The sequence below is a fragment of the Aromatoleum sp. genome (assembly GCF_036675785.1).
Classification (GTDB): Bacteria; Pseudomonadota; Gammaproteobacteria; order Burkholderiales; family Rhodocyclaceae; genus Aromatoleum.
On sequence record NZ_JAKFEF010000015.1, the window covers coordinates 16,311 to 32,953 of the forward strand.

The 16,643-nt window shown below is 66.9% G+C and carries 15 protein-coding genes and 1 tRNA gene; 5 read left to right on the plus strand and 11 right to left on the minus strand.

Features of this window, described 5'->3' with window-relative positions; all coding sequences use genetic code 11:
* Nucleotides 1-8: 8 nt before the first annotated feature.
* The 4 genes from lptC (at nt 9) to V6M37_RS03600 (ending at nt 2,877) form a co-directional block, all read left to right on the plus strand.
* Nucleotides 9-590 carry an LPS export ABC transporter periplasmic protein LptC gene (gene lptC / locus V6M37_RS03585; protein WP_332671108.1) on the plus strand — a complete coding sequence of 194 codons (582 nt, stop codon included), beginning with the start codon at nt 9-11 and terminating at the stop codon, nt 588-590.
* Nucleotides 587-1,162, plus strand: a complete 576-nt coding sequence (gene lptA / locus V6M37_RS03590; RefSeq protein WP_332671110.1) for a lipopolysaccharide transport periplasmic protein LptA — start codon at nt 587-589, stop codon at nt 1,160-1,162. The genes lptC and lptA overlap by 4 nt, the downstream gene beginning before the upstream one ends.
* A gap of 29 nt (nt 1,163-1,191) precedes the next feature.
* Nucleotides 1,192-1,968, plus strand: coding sequence for an enoyl-CoA hydratase (locus V6M37_RS03595; RefSeq protein WP_332671111.1), 777 nt, complete (start codon nt 1,192-1,194; stop codon nt 1,966-1,968).
* A 348-nt stretch (nt 1,969-2,316) separates the two neighbouring features.
* Nucleotides 2,317-2,877 carry a phasin family protein gene (locus tag V6M37_RS03600; protein WP_312659399.1) on the plus strand — a complete coding sequence of 187 codons (561 nt, stop codon included), beginning with the start codon at nt 2,317-2,319 and terminating at the stop codon, nt 2,875-2,877.
* A 105-nt stretch (nt 2,878-2,982) separates the two neighbouring features.
* Here the strand turns inward: V6M37_RS03600 and V6M37_RS03605 are convergent, their stop codons facing one another.
* From V6M37_RS03605 to miaB, 11 genes are all read right to left on the minus strand, one after another.
* Nucleotides 2,983-4,197, minus strand: coding sequence for a PilT/PilU family type 4a pilus ATPase (locus V6M37_RS03605; RefSeq protein ID WP_332671113.1), 1,215 nt, complete (start codon nt 4,195-4,197; stop codon nt 2,983-2,985).
* A gap of 172 nt (nt 4,198-4,369) precedes the next feature.
* A complete protein-coding gene (locus tag V6M37_RS03610) occupies nt 4,370-6,067 on the minus strand; it encodes a HAMP domain-containing sensor histidine kinase (RefSeq protein ID WP_332671114.1) in 1,698 nt (565 codons plus the stop codon).
* A 91-nt stretch (nt 6,068-6,158) separates the two neighbouring features.
* Nucleotides 6,159-6,902 (minus strand): lysophospholipid acyltransferase family protein, encoded by a 744-nt coding sequence (locus V6M37_RS03615; protein WP_332671115.1) that lies wholly within the window; start codon nt 6,900-6,902, stop codon nt 6,159-6,161.
* Nucleotides 6,903-6,909: 7 nt separating this feature from the next.
* Nucleotides 6,910-7,443, minus strand: coding sequence for a D-glycero-beta-D-manno-heptose 1,7-bisphosphate 7-phosphatase (gmhB, locus tag V6M37_RS03620; RefSeq protein WP_332671116.1), 534 nt, complete (start codon nt 7,441-7,443; stop codon nt 6,910-6,912).
* Between the two features lie 19 nt (nt 7,444-7,462).
* On the minus strand, nt 7,463-9,550 hold the full coding sequence (gene glyS, locus V6M37_RS03625; RefSeq protein WP_332671117.1) for a glycine--tRNA ligase subunit beta: 2,088 nt from the start codon (nt 9,548-9,550) through the stop codon (nt 7,463-7,465).
* A complete protein-coding gene (gene glyQ, locus V6M37_RS03630) occupies nt 9,550-10,470 on the minus strand; it encodes a glycine--tRNA ligase subunit alpha (protein ID WP_332671119.1) in 921 nt (306 codons plus the stop codon). The genes glyS and glyQ overlap by 1 nt, the downstream gene beginning before the upstream one ends.
* Nucleotides 10,471-10,586: 116 nt before the next feature.
* Nucleotides 10,587-12,110: an apolipoprotein N-acyltransferase gene (lnt, locus tag V6M37_RS03635; protein ID WP_332671120.1), complete on the minus strand. Its 1,524-nt coding sequence runs from the start codon at nt 12,108-12,110 to the stop codon at nt 10,587-10,589.
* 94 nt (nt 12,111-12,204) lie between these two features.
* A complete protein-coding gene (locus V6M37_RS03640) occupies nt 12,205-13,041 on the minus strand; it encodes an HlyC/CorC family transporter (protein ID WP_332671121.1) in 837 nt (278 codons plus the stop codon).
* Between the two features lie 26 nt (nt 13,042-13,067).
* Complete coding sequence (ybeY, locus tag V6M37_RS03645; protein WP_332671122.1) at nt 13,068-13,583, minus strand: rRNA maturation RNase YbeY; 516 nt, start codon at nt 13,581-13,583, stop codon at nt 13,068-13,070.
* Entirely contained in the window at nt 13,573-14,556 is a 984-nt protein-coding gene (locus V6M37_RS03650) for a PhoH family protein (RefSeq protein ID WP_332671123.1), read from the minus strand. Before V6M37_RS03650 ends, ybeY begins: the two co-directional genes overlap by 11 nt.
* A complete protein-coding gene (miaB, locus tag V6M37_RS03655) occupies nt 14,557-15,894 on the minus strand; it encodes a tRNA (N6-isopentenyl adenosine(37)-C2)-methylthiotransferase MiaB (RefSeq protein ID WP_332671124.1) in 1,338 nt (445 codons plus the stop codon).
* 52 nt (nt 15,895-15,946) lie between these two features.
* On the opposite strand from miaB, the gene V6M37_RS03660 reads away from it, so the two are divergent.
* Nucleotides 15,947-16,023: transfer RNA gene (locus V6M37_RS03660), tRNA-Met, on the plus strand.
* Nucleotides 16,024-16,643 lie beyond the last annotated feature (620 nt).

Sequence of the window (16,643 nt, forward strand, 5' to 3'; positions counted from 1 at the left end):
GGGCCGCGATGCGCTCCCCGCTGCCCCGGCTTTATCCGCTCATCGTGTTGATCGTGCTCGCCGGCTCGACGGTGTGGCTCGAACGCGCGACGCGCGAGGAAGAAAACGAGCGCTCGGCCGAATCGAGGAGCGAGCCCGACTTCACCGCCGAACGCGCGCGGCTCATCAGCTTCGACGAACAAGGGCGGCAGCGCTACGAGCTGCTGGCCGACCGGATCACGAACTACCCGCTGCCCGGCGTCACCGAACTCGACCGCCCACGGCTGCGGTACGGCGTCGAGGGCCGCGAATTGCGGCTCGCAGCCGAAAAGGGCGAAGTCCTCGACGGCGGCACTGAAGTCCTGTTGACCGGCGACGTCCGCGGGCTCCGCGTCGCGGCGCCCGGCAGTCCCGAAATGACCTTCGCCTCCGCTTCGCTGCGGATCTGGCCGGACGACCAGCGCGCCGAAACCGACGAGCCGGTTGTCCTCACCCGGGGTGCCGCGACCGCGCACGCAGAAGGCATGAAGTCGGACAACCTCTTCGGCACGCTCGACCTCATCGGGTCGGTCCGCGTGCGCATGCCAAGCTCAGCCCGGAACACGCCATGAAGCCCCTGTCCCGAATCGTTCTCCTCGCCCTCGCGCTCGGACTGCTGCCGGCTTCGGCCTCGGCCGAGCGAGCCGACCGCGACAAGCCCGTCAACATCGAAGCCAACCGCATGACGGTGGACGACCGCAACAAGGTGCATGTCTTCGAAGGCGACGTCGTGCTCACGCAGGGCACGCTCGTCATCAAGGCGCCGCGGCTCGTCGTCACGCAGGGCGCCGACGGCTTCCAGACCGGCGTCGCGACCGGCAATGAAAAACGACTGGCGACCTTTCGCCAGAAACGCGAAGGCAGCAACGAATACGTCGAAGGCGAAGCCGAGCGCATTGAGTATGACAGCCGCAACGAGCGCGCACGGCTCTTCAATCAGGCGCACGTGAAGTCCGCCGGCGACGAAGTGCGCGGACGCTACATCGAATACGACGCGCTGACCGAAAACTACGTGGTGGCGAACCAGCCCGGCACCGCCGCGACGCCGGCCTCCGGCGAAGGCCGCGTGCGCGCGACCATTCAGCCCAAAGGATCCGCGACCGGGCAGGAAGCGCCCTCCGACGCCCCGAGCAGTCCCCGATGAACTCTTCAATCCGCAGGAGATGAGCCCGCATGAGCTTTCAAAACATCATCGTCGAAACGCGTGACCGGGTCGGCCTGATCACGCTGAACCGTCCGAAGGCGCTCAATGCGCTGAACGACCAGCTGGTCGACGAGCTCTGGGAAGCGCTCGACGGCTTCGAAGCCGACGAACACATTGGCGCGGTCGTCATCACCGGCTCTGACAAGGCGTTCGCTGCGGGCGCCGACATCGGTGCGATGGCGAACTTCTCCCACATGGACGCCTACAAGGGCGACTACATCACGCGCAATTGGGAACGCGTGAAGACCTGCCGCAAGCCGGTGATCGCCGCGGTCGCCGGCTACGCGCTCGGCGGCGGTTGTGAACTCGCGATGATGTGCGACATGATCATCGCCGCGGACACCGCCAGATTCGGCCAGCCCGAGATCAAGCTCGGCATCCTGCCCGGCTCGGGCGGCACGCAGCGGCTGCCACGCGCGGTCGGCAAGGCGAAGGCGATGGATCTGTGCCTGACCGCGCGCTCGATGGACGCCGCCGAAGCCGAGCGCGCGGGCCTCGTCGCCCGCGTCGTTCCCGCCGAGCGCGTGCTCGACGAGGCGCTGGAAGCCGCATCGACGATCGCCGGCTACTCGCTGCCGGTCGTGATGATGATCAAGGAGTCGGTCAATCGCGCATTCGAAGGCAGCCTCAACGAGGGTCTGCTGTTCGAGCGGCGCGTCTTCCACGCGGCGTTCGGTCTCGACGATCAGAAGGAAGGCATGACCGCCTTCATGGAAAAGCGCAACCCGGACTTCAAGCACCGCTGAGTCCCGCCGCGCCGCCGCAATCGATGCCGGCGGCGCGTTCCCGCAACGTCTTCACACCGTCCCTTCCCCGCCTTGCTGCACCCCGCCCACGAGGGCGCACTTCCGCAGTCACAGCGCGTTCTACCGCGCTCCCGGTCTCCGCAAAAACACAAATGGAAACCGAGTGTTACCTGAAATCCGCAAGATGCAATACCGTAATTCCATTAGTATTGTGCAACGCACAAACATTGGGTTGACACGCGAGCTTTCGCCCCTATAATTCGAACCGTGTTGCGACGCATCATGCACCGCGAAGTGCTGCGAAGCAGACTAATTGCGTGAAGTACCCACTACATCAGGAGATCCACCATGTTTGCGACCCCCGAGCAATTCGCCGCGACCAACAAAGCCAACATCGAAACCCTGCTGACCCTAGCCAACAGCACCTTCGCCAGCGCCGAGCGTTTCGCCGCCCTGAACCTGAACACCGCCCGTTCGATCCTCGAAGACAGCATCGCCAACGCGAAGTCCCTGCTCGGCGCGAAGGACGTTCAGGAGCTCCTGAGCCTGCAGAGCGCGCTGGCCCAGCCGCTCGTCGAGAAGGCCGTCGCGTACAACCGCAGCGTCTATGAGATCGCTTCGCAGAGCCAGGAAGAAGTCTCGAAGCTGGTCGAAGCCCAGATCGCCGAACTGAACAAGAACCTGGCCGTCGCGCTCGACAAGGCCGCGAAGTCGGCCCCGGCCGGTTCGGACGTCGCCGTCGCCGCCGTGAAGTCGGCGATCGCCGCCGCGAACAGCGCCTACGACAGCGTCAGCAAGGCCGCGAAGCAGGTCGCCGAAATCGCCGAAGCGAACGTCGCCGCCGCGACCAACGCGACCGTCAAGGCCGTCACCGCGACCGCCAAGGCCGGCGCGAAGAAGGCCGCGTAAGTTCTCGGAACAGTCGGGGCCGCACGAGGCCCCGAAGCAAAGACGCCCCGCTCGCGGGGCGTTTTTTTTGCCTCGGCGCGTTGCTTGCCGGGTCCGGTGCGAGCGTCAGGCTCTTGCGGGCAGTTTCGACAACGCTGCCGAATCGTCGGCCGTCTCCTCGGGTTCGGGCTCCTCTTCGATCGACAGGCTGAACTCGCCCGTCGAATCGGACCTCGGCTGACCGCGTTCGGCCTTCAGCTTGATCTGCAGGCGCAGCTCGTTGGCCGAGTCGGCGTTGCGGATCGCCTCGTCGTAGCCGATGTGATGCGCGTCGTACAGCGCGAACAGCGCCTGGTCGAACGTGCACATCCCGAGTTCGCGCGATTTCGCCATGATCTCCTTGATCGACTGGAACTGGCCCTTGAAGATCATCTCGGCAATCGTCGGCGTGTTCAGCAGGATCTCGATCGCCGCCTTGCGGCCGTTGCCGTCTTCGGTGCGGATCAGGCGCTGCGAGACGATCGCGCGCAGATTCGACGACAGATCCATCAGCAGCTGGTTGCGCCGCTCTTCCGGGAAGAAATTGATGATCCGGTCGATCGTCTGGTTCGCGTTGTTCGCGTGCAAGGTGCCGAGGCACAGATGGCCGGTCTCGGCGAACGCGATCGCATGCTCCATCGTCTCGCGGTCGCGGATTTCGCCGATCAGGATCACGTCGGGGGCCTGACGCAGCGTGTTCTTCAGCGCGTGCTCCCACGAATGCGTATCGACGCCGACCTCGCGGTGCGTAATCAGGCAGCCCTTGTTCTTGTGCACGTATTCGACCGGATCCTCAACGGTGATGATGTGGCCGGCCGAGTTCGTGTTGCGATGATCGATCATCGCCGCCAGCGTCGTCGACTTGCCTGAGCCGGTCCCGCCGACGACCAGCACGAGCCCGCGCTTGGTCATGATGATGTCCTTGAGCACATCGGGCAGGCCGAGCGTGTCGAGGGTCGGGATCTCGGACGCGATCGTGCGGATCACCATGCCGACCTGCTGCTGCTGGACGAAGACATTGACGCGGAAGCGGCACACTTCGGGCAGCGAGATCGCGAAATTGCACTCCATCGCCGCCTCGAACTCCTGCCGCTGACGGTCGTTCATCAGGCTCAGCGCCAGCGATCTCGTCACGTCGGCGGAAAGCCGTTGCTGGCTGAGCGGCTTCATCCCGCCGTGGGACTTCACACTCGGCGGGAAGTCGGCCGACACGAACAGGTCGGAGCCTCCCATCTGATGCATCGCCCTGAGGAGCTTGTGCATATAGGTGCGGGCTTCTTCTGGACCGAATGCCGAGGCCATGCTGTGTCCTTTGACGGGATTGGGAAGGGCTCGCGCCGGGATTCTGGGAACATGCCCTGCGCGAGGCGGAATTCTAATCGCCTGCCGAGCGAAGACCGCGGCGGTTTCGCACGCGCTGCACGAAGATCGCCGCGGGCGAAGCAGGTGACGGGCGACGGGTGCGCTCGCCCGGTTACGCGGAAACGGAAGCGGCGGCGTCGGAAAGGACGATTTCGACGGTGCCCGGCGAGCGCGTGAGCGCGCCGCCCATGCTCGCGATCCGGCGTCGCATCGCCTCGAAGCGCGAGTCCCCGAACGGGTCGCGGCCGGCGCACACGCCCTCGCCAACGGCGCATTCGCAGCCGACGCGGATGACGACGCCGCCGGCGCGCGCATGGGTCTCGATGCGGATCCGTCCGCGAGGCCCGCCGAGCCCGGCATCGCATTCGGCACACCCCTGCAACAGGTTCATCAGCACTTCGTTCAACTTGTCCGGCACGACCGGGTGAGACGGCAAGTCGCTGTCCGGGCGGAAATCGATCTCCATCGAAGCGAAGCGGCGGTCGAAGCAAAGAAAATCGAGAACCGCCTGGACCATCTGGTTGATGTCCACCCGTTCGAGGGTTTCTCGGCGAGCGGCGGCGAAGTCCGCGATCTGGCGCGTCATGTTGCCGATGCGGCGCGCCTCCTCGATGATGCGTGCGGCTTGACCGCCGGCAGAACCGTTCTTCGCCTGCTGCGACGCGATCTCCTGCGCGAGCATAGAAATCGTCGCAAGCGGATTGCCGACCTCATGCGAGACGTTCGCCGCCATCGCGGCGAGCGCCGCCATCTTTTCGCGGTGCCACCGCTCCTCTCGCCGCGTCGCCGCTTCCTGCGCGCGCGCCTGCCGGTCGATGATGCGCTGGCCGTTGCGCACGAGCAGCAGCAAGGCGATGTAGAGCAGCGCGAGCAACCCGCCGACGATCAGCATCAGGCGCTCCGAACTCGAGTCGACCGCAAGCTGGTTTTGCGCCGCGGTTCGCTGCAGCCGCTCACGGTTTGCCGCGGCAAGACTTCCCGCTTCGGCGGCCGCGCTGTCGAGTTGCGCGAGAAAGTCCGTGGCGTCGGAATAGATCTCGAAGACGCCGACGATCGCATCGCTCCCCGGCGCGCGCACCGGCACGTAGCTCGACAACAGAGCCCGATTCTCGACGACGCCTTCGAAGGTGCTGAAGCGGTCGCGATGGGTCAATTCACTGGCCGGCCGCCCCGCCATCGCACTTTGCCAGCCCCGATTGTCCGCCGCGTCCACTCCGATCTGGCTGTGGTCGGATGAATAGACGGTGATCCCGCGCAAATCGAAAACCTTGATCTTGAACACGCTGCTCGATCGCATCGTCGCGTAGGCGTGGGCGTCAAGCGCGGAAAAGCCCGGGAGGGCCTGGATCCTCTCGCCGAGCTCGGCGAAACAGGCGCGCCGTGCGTCGGGCGGCGCGGTCGCCCCGGCGGCGGGCGCGGGAAGCGCACGGCAGTGCTCGACCGGAAGCGCCTGAACCCTCGCAACAAACGGCGAGAAATCCGAGTCCCACAGGACGTTCGCGAAGAGGCGCGTGAGATTGACGTGCGCGGCCTCGTGCACCCGGACCAGATTGCCGCGGGCGGACTCCTCCTGCTTGCGCGCGAGATCGAGCTGGGCGCGCGAAAAAAAGCTGCTCTGGTCGCGCTGGACTTCGGCGAAGAACACGCTTTCCCGCCACTGCAGGAAAGCCAGCGCGAGCACGACGGCGGCGAACGCGACGAGACTCGTCAGCGTGAAATAGCGCATCAGGCGGAAGCCGCGAACGTCGACGTCATCCTCGGAAGCCGGGGGCTCCAGTCGATTTCGTCGTCGTTCGATGCGCTCGCTCATCCCGTCCTTCCATTGCCGCATCAACGCGGCGTCAGTTCCCGCTCAAGCGGTCCGCCCCGCGCGTCGAGCCCCTTGGCGCTGCAGTTTCCGGTCAGGCCGCGGCCCGCGACGGCTCGCGCCGGTAGTGATGCGGAAAGAGGCGACGCATCTCGGCCTCGATCCACGCTTCGGCCCGCGCATTGACCTCGGCGGCCGCAAGCCCCGCCGGGTCGATCAGCGGTCCAACGCTGACGGTGATCTCGCCGGGACGCTTCAGAAACGCGTTCCTGCGCCAGAACTCGCCCGCGTTGTGCGCAACCGGCACAATCGGCACGCCAGCCTTCTGCGCAAGCCACGCGCCCCCGGGCTTGTAGCGTCGGGTCGCGCCCGGCGCGACCCTCGTCCCTTCGGGAAACACGACGACCCAGAAGCCTTCCGCGAGCCGTGCGCGGCCTTGCTCGACGACCTGGGTCAGCGCGTCCTTGCCGGCGTTGCGATCGATCGCGATGCCCGGAATCTGTGCGAGGCCCCAGCCGAAGAACGGGACTTTCAGCAATTCGCGCTTCAGCACGAAGCACAGCGGCGGAAAGATCACCTGCAGCGCCATCGTCTCCCACGCCGACTGGTGCTTCGACAGGATCACTGCCGGTCCGGCCGGGATGTTCTCGCGGCCGACGACCTTGAAGCGGATACCGAGCAGATGCCAGACGAACCACATCACCAGCGGCGCCCACGACGTGATGATGCGGTGGCGCATGCGGGGCGGCAGCGGGAAGGTCAGGAAGCCGAAGATTGCGTAAGGGGGCGTGACGATCGCGAGGACGATCGCGAACAGCAGGGAACGGAGGAGGATCACGGCGGGTTCAGGCTGTGAGATCAGCGACGACGGTCGCCAGATCGGGGTAGACGAGCGTGCCTTCGGGCAGTGCCGGGTCCTCGCGCGTCTTCTGGCCCTTGCCGGTCAGCACGAGGTAGGGCTTGCAGCCCACCGCGGCGCCGGCCAGCAGGTCGCGCAAGCTGTCGCCGACCGACGGCACGCCGGCGAGGTCGACGTTGAAGCGTTCGGCGATCTGGTAGAAGAGACCCGGCTTCGGCTTGCGGCACGTGCAGGTCGAGTTCGCGGCGTGCGGGCAGAAGAAGATCGCGTCGAGCCGCCCGCCGACCTGCGCGAGGCTCTTGACCATCTTCTCGTTGATCGCGTTCAGCGTGTCCATCCCGAACAGGCCGCGGCCGATCCCGGACTGGTTCGACGCGACGACGACGCGCCAGCCCCACTGGTTCAGCCGCGCGATCGCTTCGAGCGAGCCGGGAATCGGCTTCCACTCGTCGGGCGACTTGATGAACTGGTCGGAGTCGTAGTTGATGACACCGTCGCGGTCGAGAATGATCAGTTTCATCGGCAAAACGCCCGTCCCGTCACGCGGAGAGCCGCGAAAGATCGGCGACCTGGTTCATCAGTCCGGCGAGCTGGCGCAGCAGCGCGAGGCGGTTCTGGCGTGTCAGCGGCTCTTCCGCCATCACCATGACGTCGTCGAAGAAGCGGTCGACCGCCGCGCGCAGCCCCGCGAGCGCGCACAGCGCGTCGGTGTAGTCCTCGTTCGCGACGTGCGAGCGCACCAGCGGCGCGACCTCGACGACCGCGTGGAACAGCGCCCGTTCGGCATCTTCCTGCAGCAGCGCGACGTCGGGCTCGGGCACTTCCCCCTCGGCCTTCTTCAGTATGTTGATGATCCGCTTGTTCGCCGCGGCGAGCGCCTCGGCTTCCGGCAGACCACGGAAGGTGCGCACCGCGTCGAGCTTCGCCGGCACGAGGTCCAGGCGCATCGGGCGCAGCGCGAGCACCGCGTCGACGACGTCGACCGCGTGGCCGGCATCGCGCAGCAGGTTACGCAGCCGCTCGAACATGAAGTCGAGCAATTGCACTTCGAAGCCGGCCGCGGTCAGCAGCCCCGGCTTGAAGCCGTCGGAGGTGTCGGCGATCAGCGCGGCGAGGTCGAGCGGCAGCGGCGTCTCGATCAGGATGCGCAGCACACCGAGCGCGGCGCGACGCAGTCCGAACGGATCCTTGTCGCCCGTGGGCACCTGGCCAATGCCGAAGAAACCCACGAGCGCGTCGAGCTTGTCGGCGAGCGCGACCGCGCACGCGACGTTTCCGGCGGGCAGCGCGTCGCCGGCGAAACGGGGCTGGTAATGCGACTGGATCGCGTCGGCGACGACGTCGCCCTCGCCGTCGTTGAGCGCGTAGTAGCGCCCCATAATGCCCTGCAGCTCCGGGAATTCGCCGACCATGTCGGTGACGAGGTCGGCCTTCGCGAGCCGTGCGGCGCGCGCCGCGGCGGCAGCGTCGCCATGCAGCTTGGCGGCAATGCGGCCCGCGAGGCGTTCGAGTCGTTCGACGCGTTCGAGCTGGTTCCCGAGCTTGTTGTGGTAGACGACCGGCGCAAGGCGCGGCAGGCGGCTCTCCAACGGGTGCTTGCGGTCCTGCTCGAAGAAGAAGCGGGCATCCGACAGCCGCGGACGGACGACGCGCTGGTTGCCGGCTACGATGTTCGACGGGTCCGCGAGGCGCATGTTCGAGACGATCAGAAAGCGATTCAGCAGGCGGCCTTCGGCGTTGAACAGCGGGAAGTACTTCTGGTTCGCGCGCATCGTCAGGATCAGGCATTCCTGCGGCACCGCGAGGAATTCGGATTCGAATTCGCCGACATAGACCGTCGGATGCTCGACCAGCGCCGCCACCTCATCGAGGAGATCCGCATACTCGCCGAGGCTCGCACCCTGCGCCAGCGCAGTTTCGACGAGCTGACGCTCGATGTCGGCGCGTCGTTCGGCGAAATCCGGGATCACCTTGCCTTCGGCGAGCAGCGTCGGCTCGTAGGCTTCCGCGGTCGCGAGCGCGATGTCGCCGCGGCTCATGAAGCGGTGACCACGCGTGACGCGATCCGAGTCGAGGTCGAGCACACGCCCCGGCACGACCCGCTCGCCGTGCAGCATCGAGAGCTTGTGCACCGGGCGGACGAACTGCGCGTCGCCCGCGCCCCAGCGCATCAGCTTCGGGATCGGCAGCGCCTTGACGGCGTCCTGGACGATCGCCGCGAGCACGTCGTCGAGCGCGGCGCCGTCTTCGTTGCGGGTGTAGAACAGCGCTTCGGCCTTGCCGTCGAGGCGACGCTCGAAGCTCGCGACCGCGCCGGCAGGGATGCCCTTTGCTTCGAGCTTCTTCAGCAGCGCCGGCGTCGGGCGGCCTTCGGCGTCGAGCGCGACCTGCACCGGCATGATCTTCTCGGTCACCTCGCGGGACGGCGCTGCGGTTCGCACCGCAGGCACGGTCACTGCGAGCCGGCGCGGCGCGGCGAAGCAGCGGAACCCGCGGTCTTCGGCGACGAGGTCGCGCGCCTTCAGGCCTTCGAAGATTTTCGCGGCGAAGGTTTCGCCCAAGCGCGGCAGCGCCTTCGGCGGCAGTTCCTCGGTCAGGAGTTCGACGAGCAGAGTCGCGGCGGCCATCACGCTGCCTCCTGCGACGGGTTGTGGTTCAGCATCGGGAAACCCAGGCTCGCGCGGGATTCGAAATAGGCCTGCGCGACCGCGCGCGACAGGTTGCGGATGCGGCCGATGTAGGCGGCGCGCTCGGTGACCGAGATCGCGCCGCGCGCGTCAAGCATGTTGAAGCTGTGCGCGGCCTTCAGCACCATCTCGTAGGCCGGCAGCGCGAGGCCGGTGTCGATCAGGCGCTTCGCCTCGGATTCGTAGTTGCCGAACAGCGAGAAGAAGAAGTCGACGTTCGCATGCTCGAAGTTGTACTTCGACTGCTCGACCTCGTTCTGGTGAAAGACGTCGCCGTAGCGGACTTTCGAGCCGTCCGGATACACCGCCCAGACGAGGTCATAGACGTTCTCGACGCCCTGCAGGTACATCGCGAGGCGCTCGAGGCCGTAGGTGATCTCGCCGAGCACCGGCTTGCAGTCGAGGCCACCGACCTGCTGGAAGTACGTGAACTGCGTGACTTCCATGCCGTCCAGCCACACTTCCCAGCCGAGGCCCCAGGCGCCGAGGGTCGGATTCTCCCAGTCGTCCTCGACGAAGCGGATGTCGTGCGCGTTGGTGTCGATGCCGAGCGCGCGCAGCGATTCGAGGTACAGCTCCTGGATGTTCAGCGGCGACGGCTTCAGCACGACCTGGAACTGGTAATAGTGCTGCAGACGGTTCGGGTTCTCGCCGTAGCGGCCGTCCTTGGGGCGGCGCGACGGCTGCACGTAGGCCGCGTTCCACGGTTCGGGGCCGATCGCGCGCAGGAAGGTCGCCGTGTGCGACGTGCCGGCGCCGACTTCGAGGTCGTACGGTTGCAGCAGCACGCAGCCGCGCTCGCCCCAGAACTGCTGGAGCGTCAGGATGACTTGCTGGAAGTTCGGTTTCTGCGGGGACATGGTCTCGGGCGGCTGGGCCGGCGGCGTGCGGAGCCGCGCGGCAAACGCAAAGAACCGGATTTTACTGGCATTCGGCGCAGCGGGCGAAGTTTGCGCCGAAATGTCGCCCGCCCGGTCTATCCCGAGACCGCTTTCGCCGCGCCGACCGGGCGCGGACGACGGGCCCCGGCGCCGCCCGCGACGACCGCGAGCAATGCGATCAGCATCGCCGCGCGATCGCCCCACCGCGCGTACGGCGTGAGCCCGGCGTAGCCCCGCACTTCGAGGCGCAACGCCCCGCGGGTGAACGCGGGCAGCGCGGCGGCGACGCTGCCGTCGGGATTCACCACCGCGGTCATGCCGGTGTTCGTCGAGCGCAGCATCGGGCGCCCGGTCTCGAGCGCCCGCATCCGCGCGATCTGCAGATGCTGCGGCTGCGCGAACGAATCGCCGTACCACGCGAGGTTCGAGATGTTCAACATCAGCGTCGCGTCGGGCAGGCTGCGGATCAGCTCGCGGCCGAACACATCCTCGTAGCAGATGTTGACCGCAACGCGCTGGTCCCCGAGCGCCATCGGCGGCTGAGTCGGCCCGCCGCGCGTCTGATCCGACATCGGAATGTCGACGAGGCGGTAGAACCAGCCGAACAGCGGCGGCGAATATTCGCCGAACGGCACGAGGTGCTGCTTCGCGTAGACCGCGCTCTGGGACGCGCCGACGCTGATCGCGGCATTGTAGATGCCGCCGTCGGCATCGCGGACGAAGGCGCCGAGCACAAGATTTCCGCCGCGCGCACGGGCCGGCGCGGCAAGCATGTCGAGGTAGCCGGCCGGCAGCCGGTCGGCGAGGATCGGCAGCGTCGTTTCCGGCAGCACGACGAGGTCGGCGACGTGCTCGCGCGCGAGTTGCGCGTTCGTTTCGAGCCAGTCGGAAAGCCGCTCGGGGCGCCACTTCAGGTTCTGCTCGATGTTCGTCTGGATCAGCGCGACCTCGATCGGGTCGCCCGAAGCTTCGGTCCAGGCGACGCGCGCGAGGCCGGCGCCGGCGCTCGCGACGAGCACCACGGCGAACGCGCCGCCAAACGCGGGCGCGGCGCGGCGCCACGTCGTGAAGGCGAGGAGCGCGCCGACGAAAGCGACGAGGCCGCCGACGCCATACACGCCGAGGACCGGCGCGAACCCGGCGAGCGGGCTCGGCGGCGTCTGTGAATAGCCGACGGCGAGCCACGGGAAACCGGTGAAGAGCCACCCCCGCAACCACTCGCCCGTCGCCCACAGGCCCGCGAACAGCGCCGCCCGCCGCAACGCGCCGCCCCGCGCGAAGCGGACGAACAAGCCGCCGGCGAGCGCCGGAAAGAGCGCGAGATACGCGCAGAACAGCAGGATCGCGAAACCCGCGAGCGGCATCGGCATGCCGCCGTAGCGGTTCAGCGCGACGTACAGCCACGACACCCCGGCGAGGAAGGCGCCGAGACCCCACGCGAACCCGGCTCCGAAACCGCCGCGCCAGCCGCGCGCGCGCTGCAACAGCGCCGCGAGGACGGCGAGGCTCCCGAACGCGGCGGGAAAGATTTCGAAAGGCGCGAATGCGAAGACGGACGCGCCGCCGGCGCCGAACGAAAGCAGCGCGGGGAGCAACGAGGACCGGTTTGCGGTACTCACGCGCGGGATCCGCAGTGGTGAACGCACGACGGTCCCGCAAGCGTGCGGACGCTGGCGGCGCTTCCGCGCGCGGCCGGGCAGAGCCGACCGGCCGTCACGCTTGCGCCATCGGCGCCGCGCGCTCGACGATCAGACTGTGGACGCGGCGGCTGTCCGCGCGCAGGACCTGGAATTTCAGCCCGTCCATCACGAGGGCTTCGCCGCGTTTCGGCAGCCGGCCGAGCTCGTTGATGACGAGCCCGCCGACGGTATCGACGTCCTCGTCGCTGAAATGCGTCGCGAACGCGTTGTTGAAATCCTCGATCTCGGTCGTCGCCTTGACGCGGTAGCGTCCGTCCTCAACGAGGCGGATGTTGTCGCCGACTTCCTCGAAATCGTATTCGTCCTCGATCTCGCCGACGATCTGCTCGAGGACGTCCTCGATCGTCACGAGGCCGGCGACGCCGCCGTACTCATCGACGACGATCGCCATGTGGTTATGGCTGACGCGGAACTCCCGCAACATCACGTTCAGGCGCTTCGTCTCCGGCACGAACACCGCCGGGCGCAGCATGTGGCGCAGGTCGAACTCGCGCCCCGCGTAATAGCGCAGCAAGTCTTTCGCGAGAAAGATACCGATCACGTCGTCCTTGCCGTCGCCGACGGTCGGAAAGCGCGAATGGCCGGTGTCGATGACGAAGCCGGTGATCCGTTCGAGCGGATCGTCGAGACGGATGACCTCCATCTGCGAGCGCGGAACCATCACGTCACGGACCTGCAGATCGGAAATCTCCAGCGCCCCTTCGATCATCGATAGCGCGTCCGCATCGAGCAGGTCGCGCTCGAAGGCGGCGTGCAGCAGGGCCATCAGTTCCCCGCGGTCTTCGGGTTCGCGCGACAGCAGCGCCGAGAGTCGTTCGAGCAGCGATGGTTTGACGGGGGAACTGTCCATGATATCGATATAGTCGAGAACGCGGCTCAGGCGTATGGATTCGCGTAGCCGAGCGTCGCGAGGATTTGCGCCTCGCGGCTTTCCATCTCTTCCGCTTCGTCGGCCGCCTCGTGGTCGAAGCCCTGCAGGTGGAGCATGCCGTGCACGATCAGGTGGGCGAAGTGCGCGGCGAGCGGCTTGCGCTGGTCCGCGGCCTCGCGCTGGACGACCGGGACGCACAGCACGAGGTCGCCGACGAGCGGCGCACCGTCGATTTCGTCCGCCGCGTTCGCCCCTTCGTCCGCATCGGCGAACAGCGCCTCGCCCTCGCCGTAGACGAAGGTCAGCACGTTCGTCGCGTAGTCCTTGCCCCGGTAGTCGCGATTCAGGCGCCGCCCTTCCGCGGCGCCGACGAGTCGCACCGTGACTTCGGCGTCCCCTGCGAGGGCCGCCGACGCCCAACGGCGAATGCTCGCGGTGTCCGGCGAAAGCGCCCGGTTCGCCCGGCCGATCGCGCGCTGGACCGCGAGGTCGAGCCGCGGTGGCGCTGTGTCAGGCTCCATGCTCATCCTTGCGGACGAGCGCCGCCTGCGCCTCGCGCGCGGTCCGGTTGTCGTACGCCTCGACGATCCGCGCGACGAGCGGATGACGCACGACGTCTTCCTTCTGGAACTCGGAGAACGCGATGCCGCGCACACTGGCGAGCACTTCACGCGCTTCGAGCAAGCCGCTGCGGTTGCCGCGCGGCAGATCCACCTGTGTGAGGTCGCCGGTGACGACCGCCTTCGCGCCGATGCCGATGCGCGTGAGGAACATCTTCATCTGTTCCGGCGTCGTGTTCTGCGCCTCGTCGAGGATGATGAAGGCGTGGTTCAGCGTGCGCCCGCGCATGAACGCGAGCGGCGCGATTTCGATGCTGCCGCGCTCGAAGAGCTTCGCGACGCGGTCGAAACCCATCAGGTCGTAGAGCGCGTCGTAGAGCGGGCGCAGGTAGGGGTCGACCTTCTGCGCGAGATCCCCCGGCAGGAAGCCGAGCCGCTCCCCCGCTTCGACCGCCGGACGCGTAAGGATGATGCGCTCGACGTGCTGGCGCTCGAACGCGTCGACGGCGCTCGCGACCGCAAGGTAGGTCTTGCCGGTGCCGGCCGGTCCGATGCCGAAGGTGATGTCGTGCGCCTGGATGTTGCGCAGATAATCGACTTGGCGCGGGGTGCGGCCGTGCAATTCGGTCTTCCGCGTCAGCAGCGCCGGTGCCGGCTGATCGGACTGGCGGCGGTTCGCGAATTCGACCAAGCCGAGCTGGATGTCGTCGACGCTGATGTGCTCGTTCGCCTGCTCGTAGAATTCGTGCAACGCCTTCGCGGCGAGTTGCGCCTGGGACGGATGCCCCTGCAGCGTGAAGCGCTCGCCGCGGCGCGCGATCGTGACGTCGTACGCGGTTTCGATCTGGCGCAGGTTCTCGTCGAGCGCGCCGCACAGGTTCGCGAGTCGCTCGTTGTCGAGCGGCTCGAGGACGATCTCCAGCGGACGTGCCATTCACATCTCCCGAACGCAGACTTCGCCGCGCAGGCTGTGCGGCAGCGCTGCGGTGATCGTGACGTCGACGAACTGTCCGATCAAGCGCGGATTCCCGACGAAGTTCACGATCCGGTTGTTGTCGGTGCGCCCCGCCAGTTCGTCGGCATTCTTGCGCGACAACCCCTCGACGAGCACGCGCTCGACGCGGCCGACCATCGCCTGGCTGATCGCCTGCGCCTGCTCGTCGATGCGCTTCTGCAGCCGCGCGAGCCACGCAAGCTTCGTCTCCTGCGGCACCGGGTCGGCGAGTTCGGCCGCCGGCGTCCCGGGGCGAGCGCTATAGACGAAGCTGAACGACGCATCGAAGCCGACCTCGTCGATCAGCTTCATCGTCTTCTCGAAATCCTCCTCGGTCTCGCCCGGAAAGCCGACGATGAAGTCCGACGACAGCGACAGGTCCGGCCGCGCCGCGCGCAGCTTGCGGACGACCGATTTGAATTCGAGCACCGAGTAGCCGCGCTTCATCGCCGCGAGGATGCGATCCGAGCCCGATTGCACCGGCAGGTGCAGATGGCTGACGAGCTTCGGAATGTTCGCGTACGCCTCGAACACCCGCGGCGTCATCTCGCGCGGGTGAGACGTCGTGTAACGCAGCCGCTCGATGCCGGGGATCTCGGCGACGCATTCGAGCAGGAACGCGAAATCACCCAGGTCCGCGCCGTCCTTCGTGATCGGCCCGCGCCACGCGTTGACGTTCTGCCCGAGCAGCGTGACTTCCTTGACGCCCTGATCCGCGAGGCCCGCGACCTCGGTCAGGATGTCGTCGAGCGGCCGCGACACTTCCTCCCCGCGCGTGTACGGCACGACACAGAACGTGCAGTACTTCGAGCAGCCCTCCATGATCGACACGAATGCGTTCGCGCCTTCGACGCGCGCCGGCGGCAGGTTGTCGAACTTTTCGATCTCGGGGAACGAGATGTCGACCTGCGACCGCCCGCTATAGCGGCGTTCCGCGATCAGCTGCGGCAGCCGGTGCAGCGTCTGCGGCCCGAACACCACGTCGACGTACGGCGCCCGGGCGACGATCGCCCCGCCTTCCTGGCTCGCGACGCAGCCGCCGACGCCGATGATCAGATCCGGCTTCGCCTGCTTCAGGTGCTTGACCCGGCCGAGGTCGTGGAACACGCGCTCCTGCGCCTTCTCGCGCACCGAGCAGGTGTTGAAGAGGATCACGTCGGCCTCTTCGGGGTTGTCGGTCTTGACCAGCTCCTCGGTCGCCCCGAGCACGTCCGCCATCTTGTCGGAGTCGTACTCGTTCATCTGGCACCCGAAAGTGCGGATGTAGAGTTTCTTCATCAACGCGTCTTGACGCCTCAATTCCCAAACCGATATATTAGCAGGCTCGCGTGGTGATGTAGCTCAGACGGTTAGAGCGACGGATTCATAACCCGTAGGTCGGCGGTTCGATTCCGCCCATCACCACCATCATTTTCAGCAAGCCGTTGATTCTCAAGGATCAGCGGCTTTTTTGTCGGGAGGACCGGCGAACGTGTGGCACAAACGTGTGGCACATGAATTTTCTCCCACGCTCCCGTCACGACCTCAGTACTACTTCCGCCGCCGAATCCCCGCGGTTTTTTGCCCCGCCTCCAACGCACCTTCCTCCCCGCTCCGTCATCCGGCGCCGCAACCCGGCGCCGCGAATGGCTTCTCTGTCCTCGCCCACGATTGCTGAGACATGGGACAGTTACAAGACCGAAAAGATCACGAGCAAAAGTTGGGCCGACGGCGAGGACACGGCTCTCCATGATCACTGGCCCCACGTCCGTTCGGGGTGTCCCATCCATGGAAGGGGTGATTCGGAATTCCGGCAACGACCGGGGACCCTTAAGAAAACCTGTGTCCGCGGTGGCGCAGAAATCTGCTCCCGCGGCGCTCAGTGCATCACCATCAACCCGCCGAGGATCAACGCCGCAAGGAACACGGTATTGACCGCGAGCATCGCGACCGGGCGCCAGCCGACCGCGGCGAGCTGCTGGAACGAGGTCTTCACGCCGAGCGCCGAGATCGCGACGACGAGGCACCAGCGCGACAGGCTCGAGGCG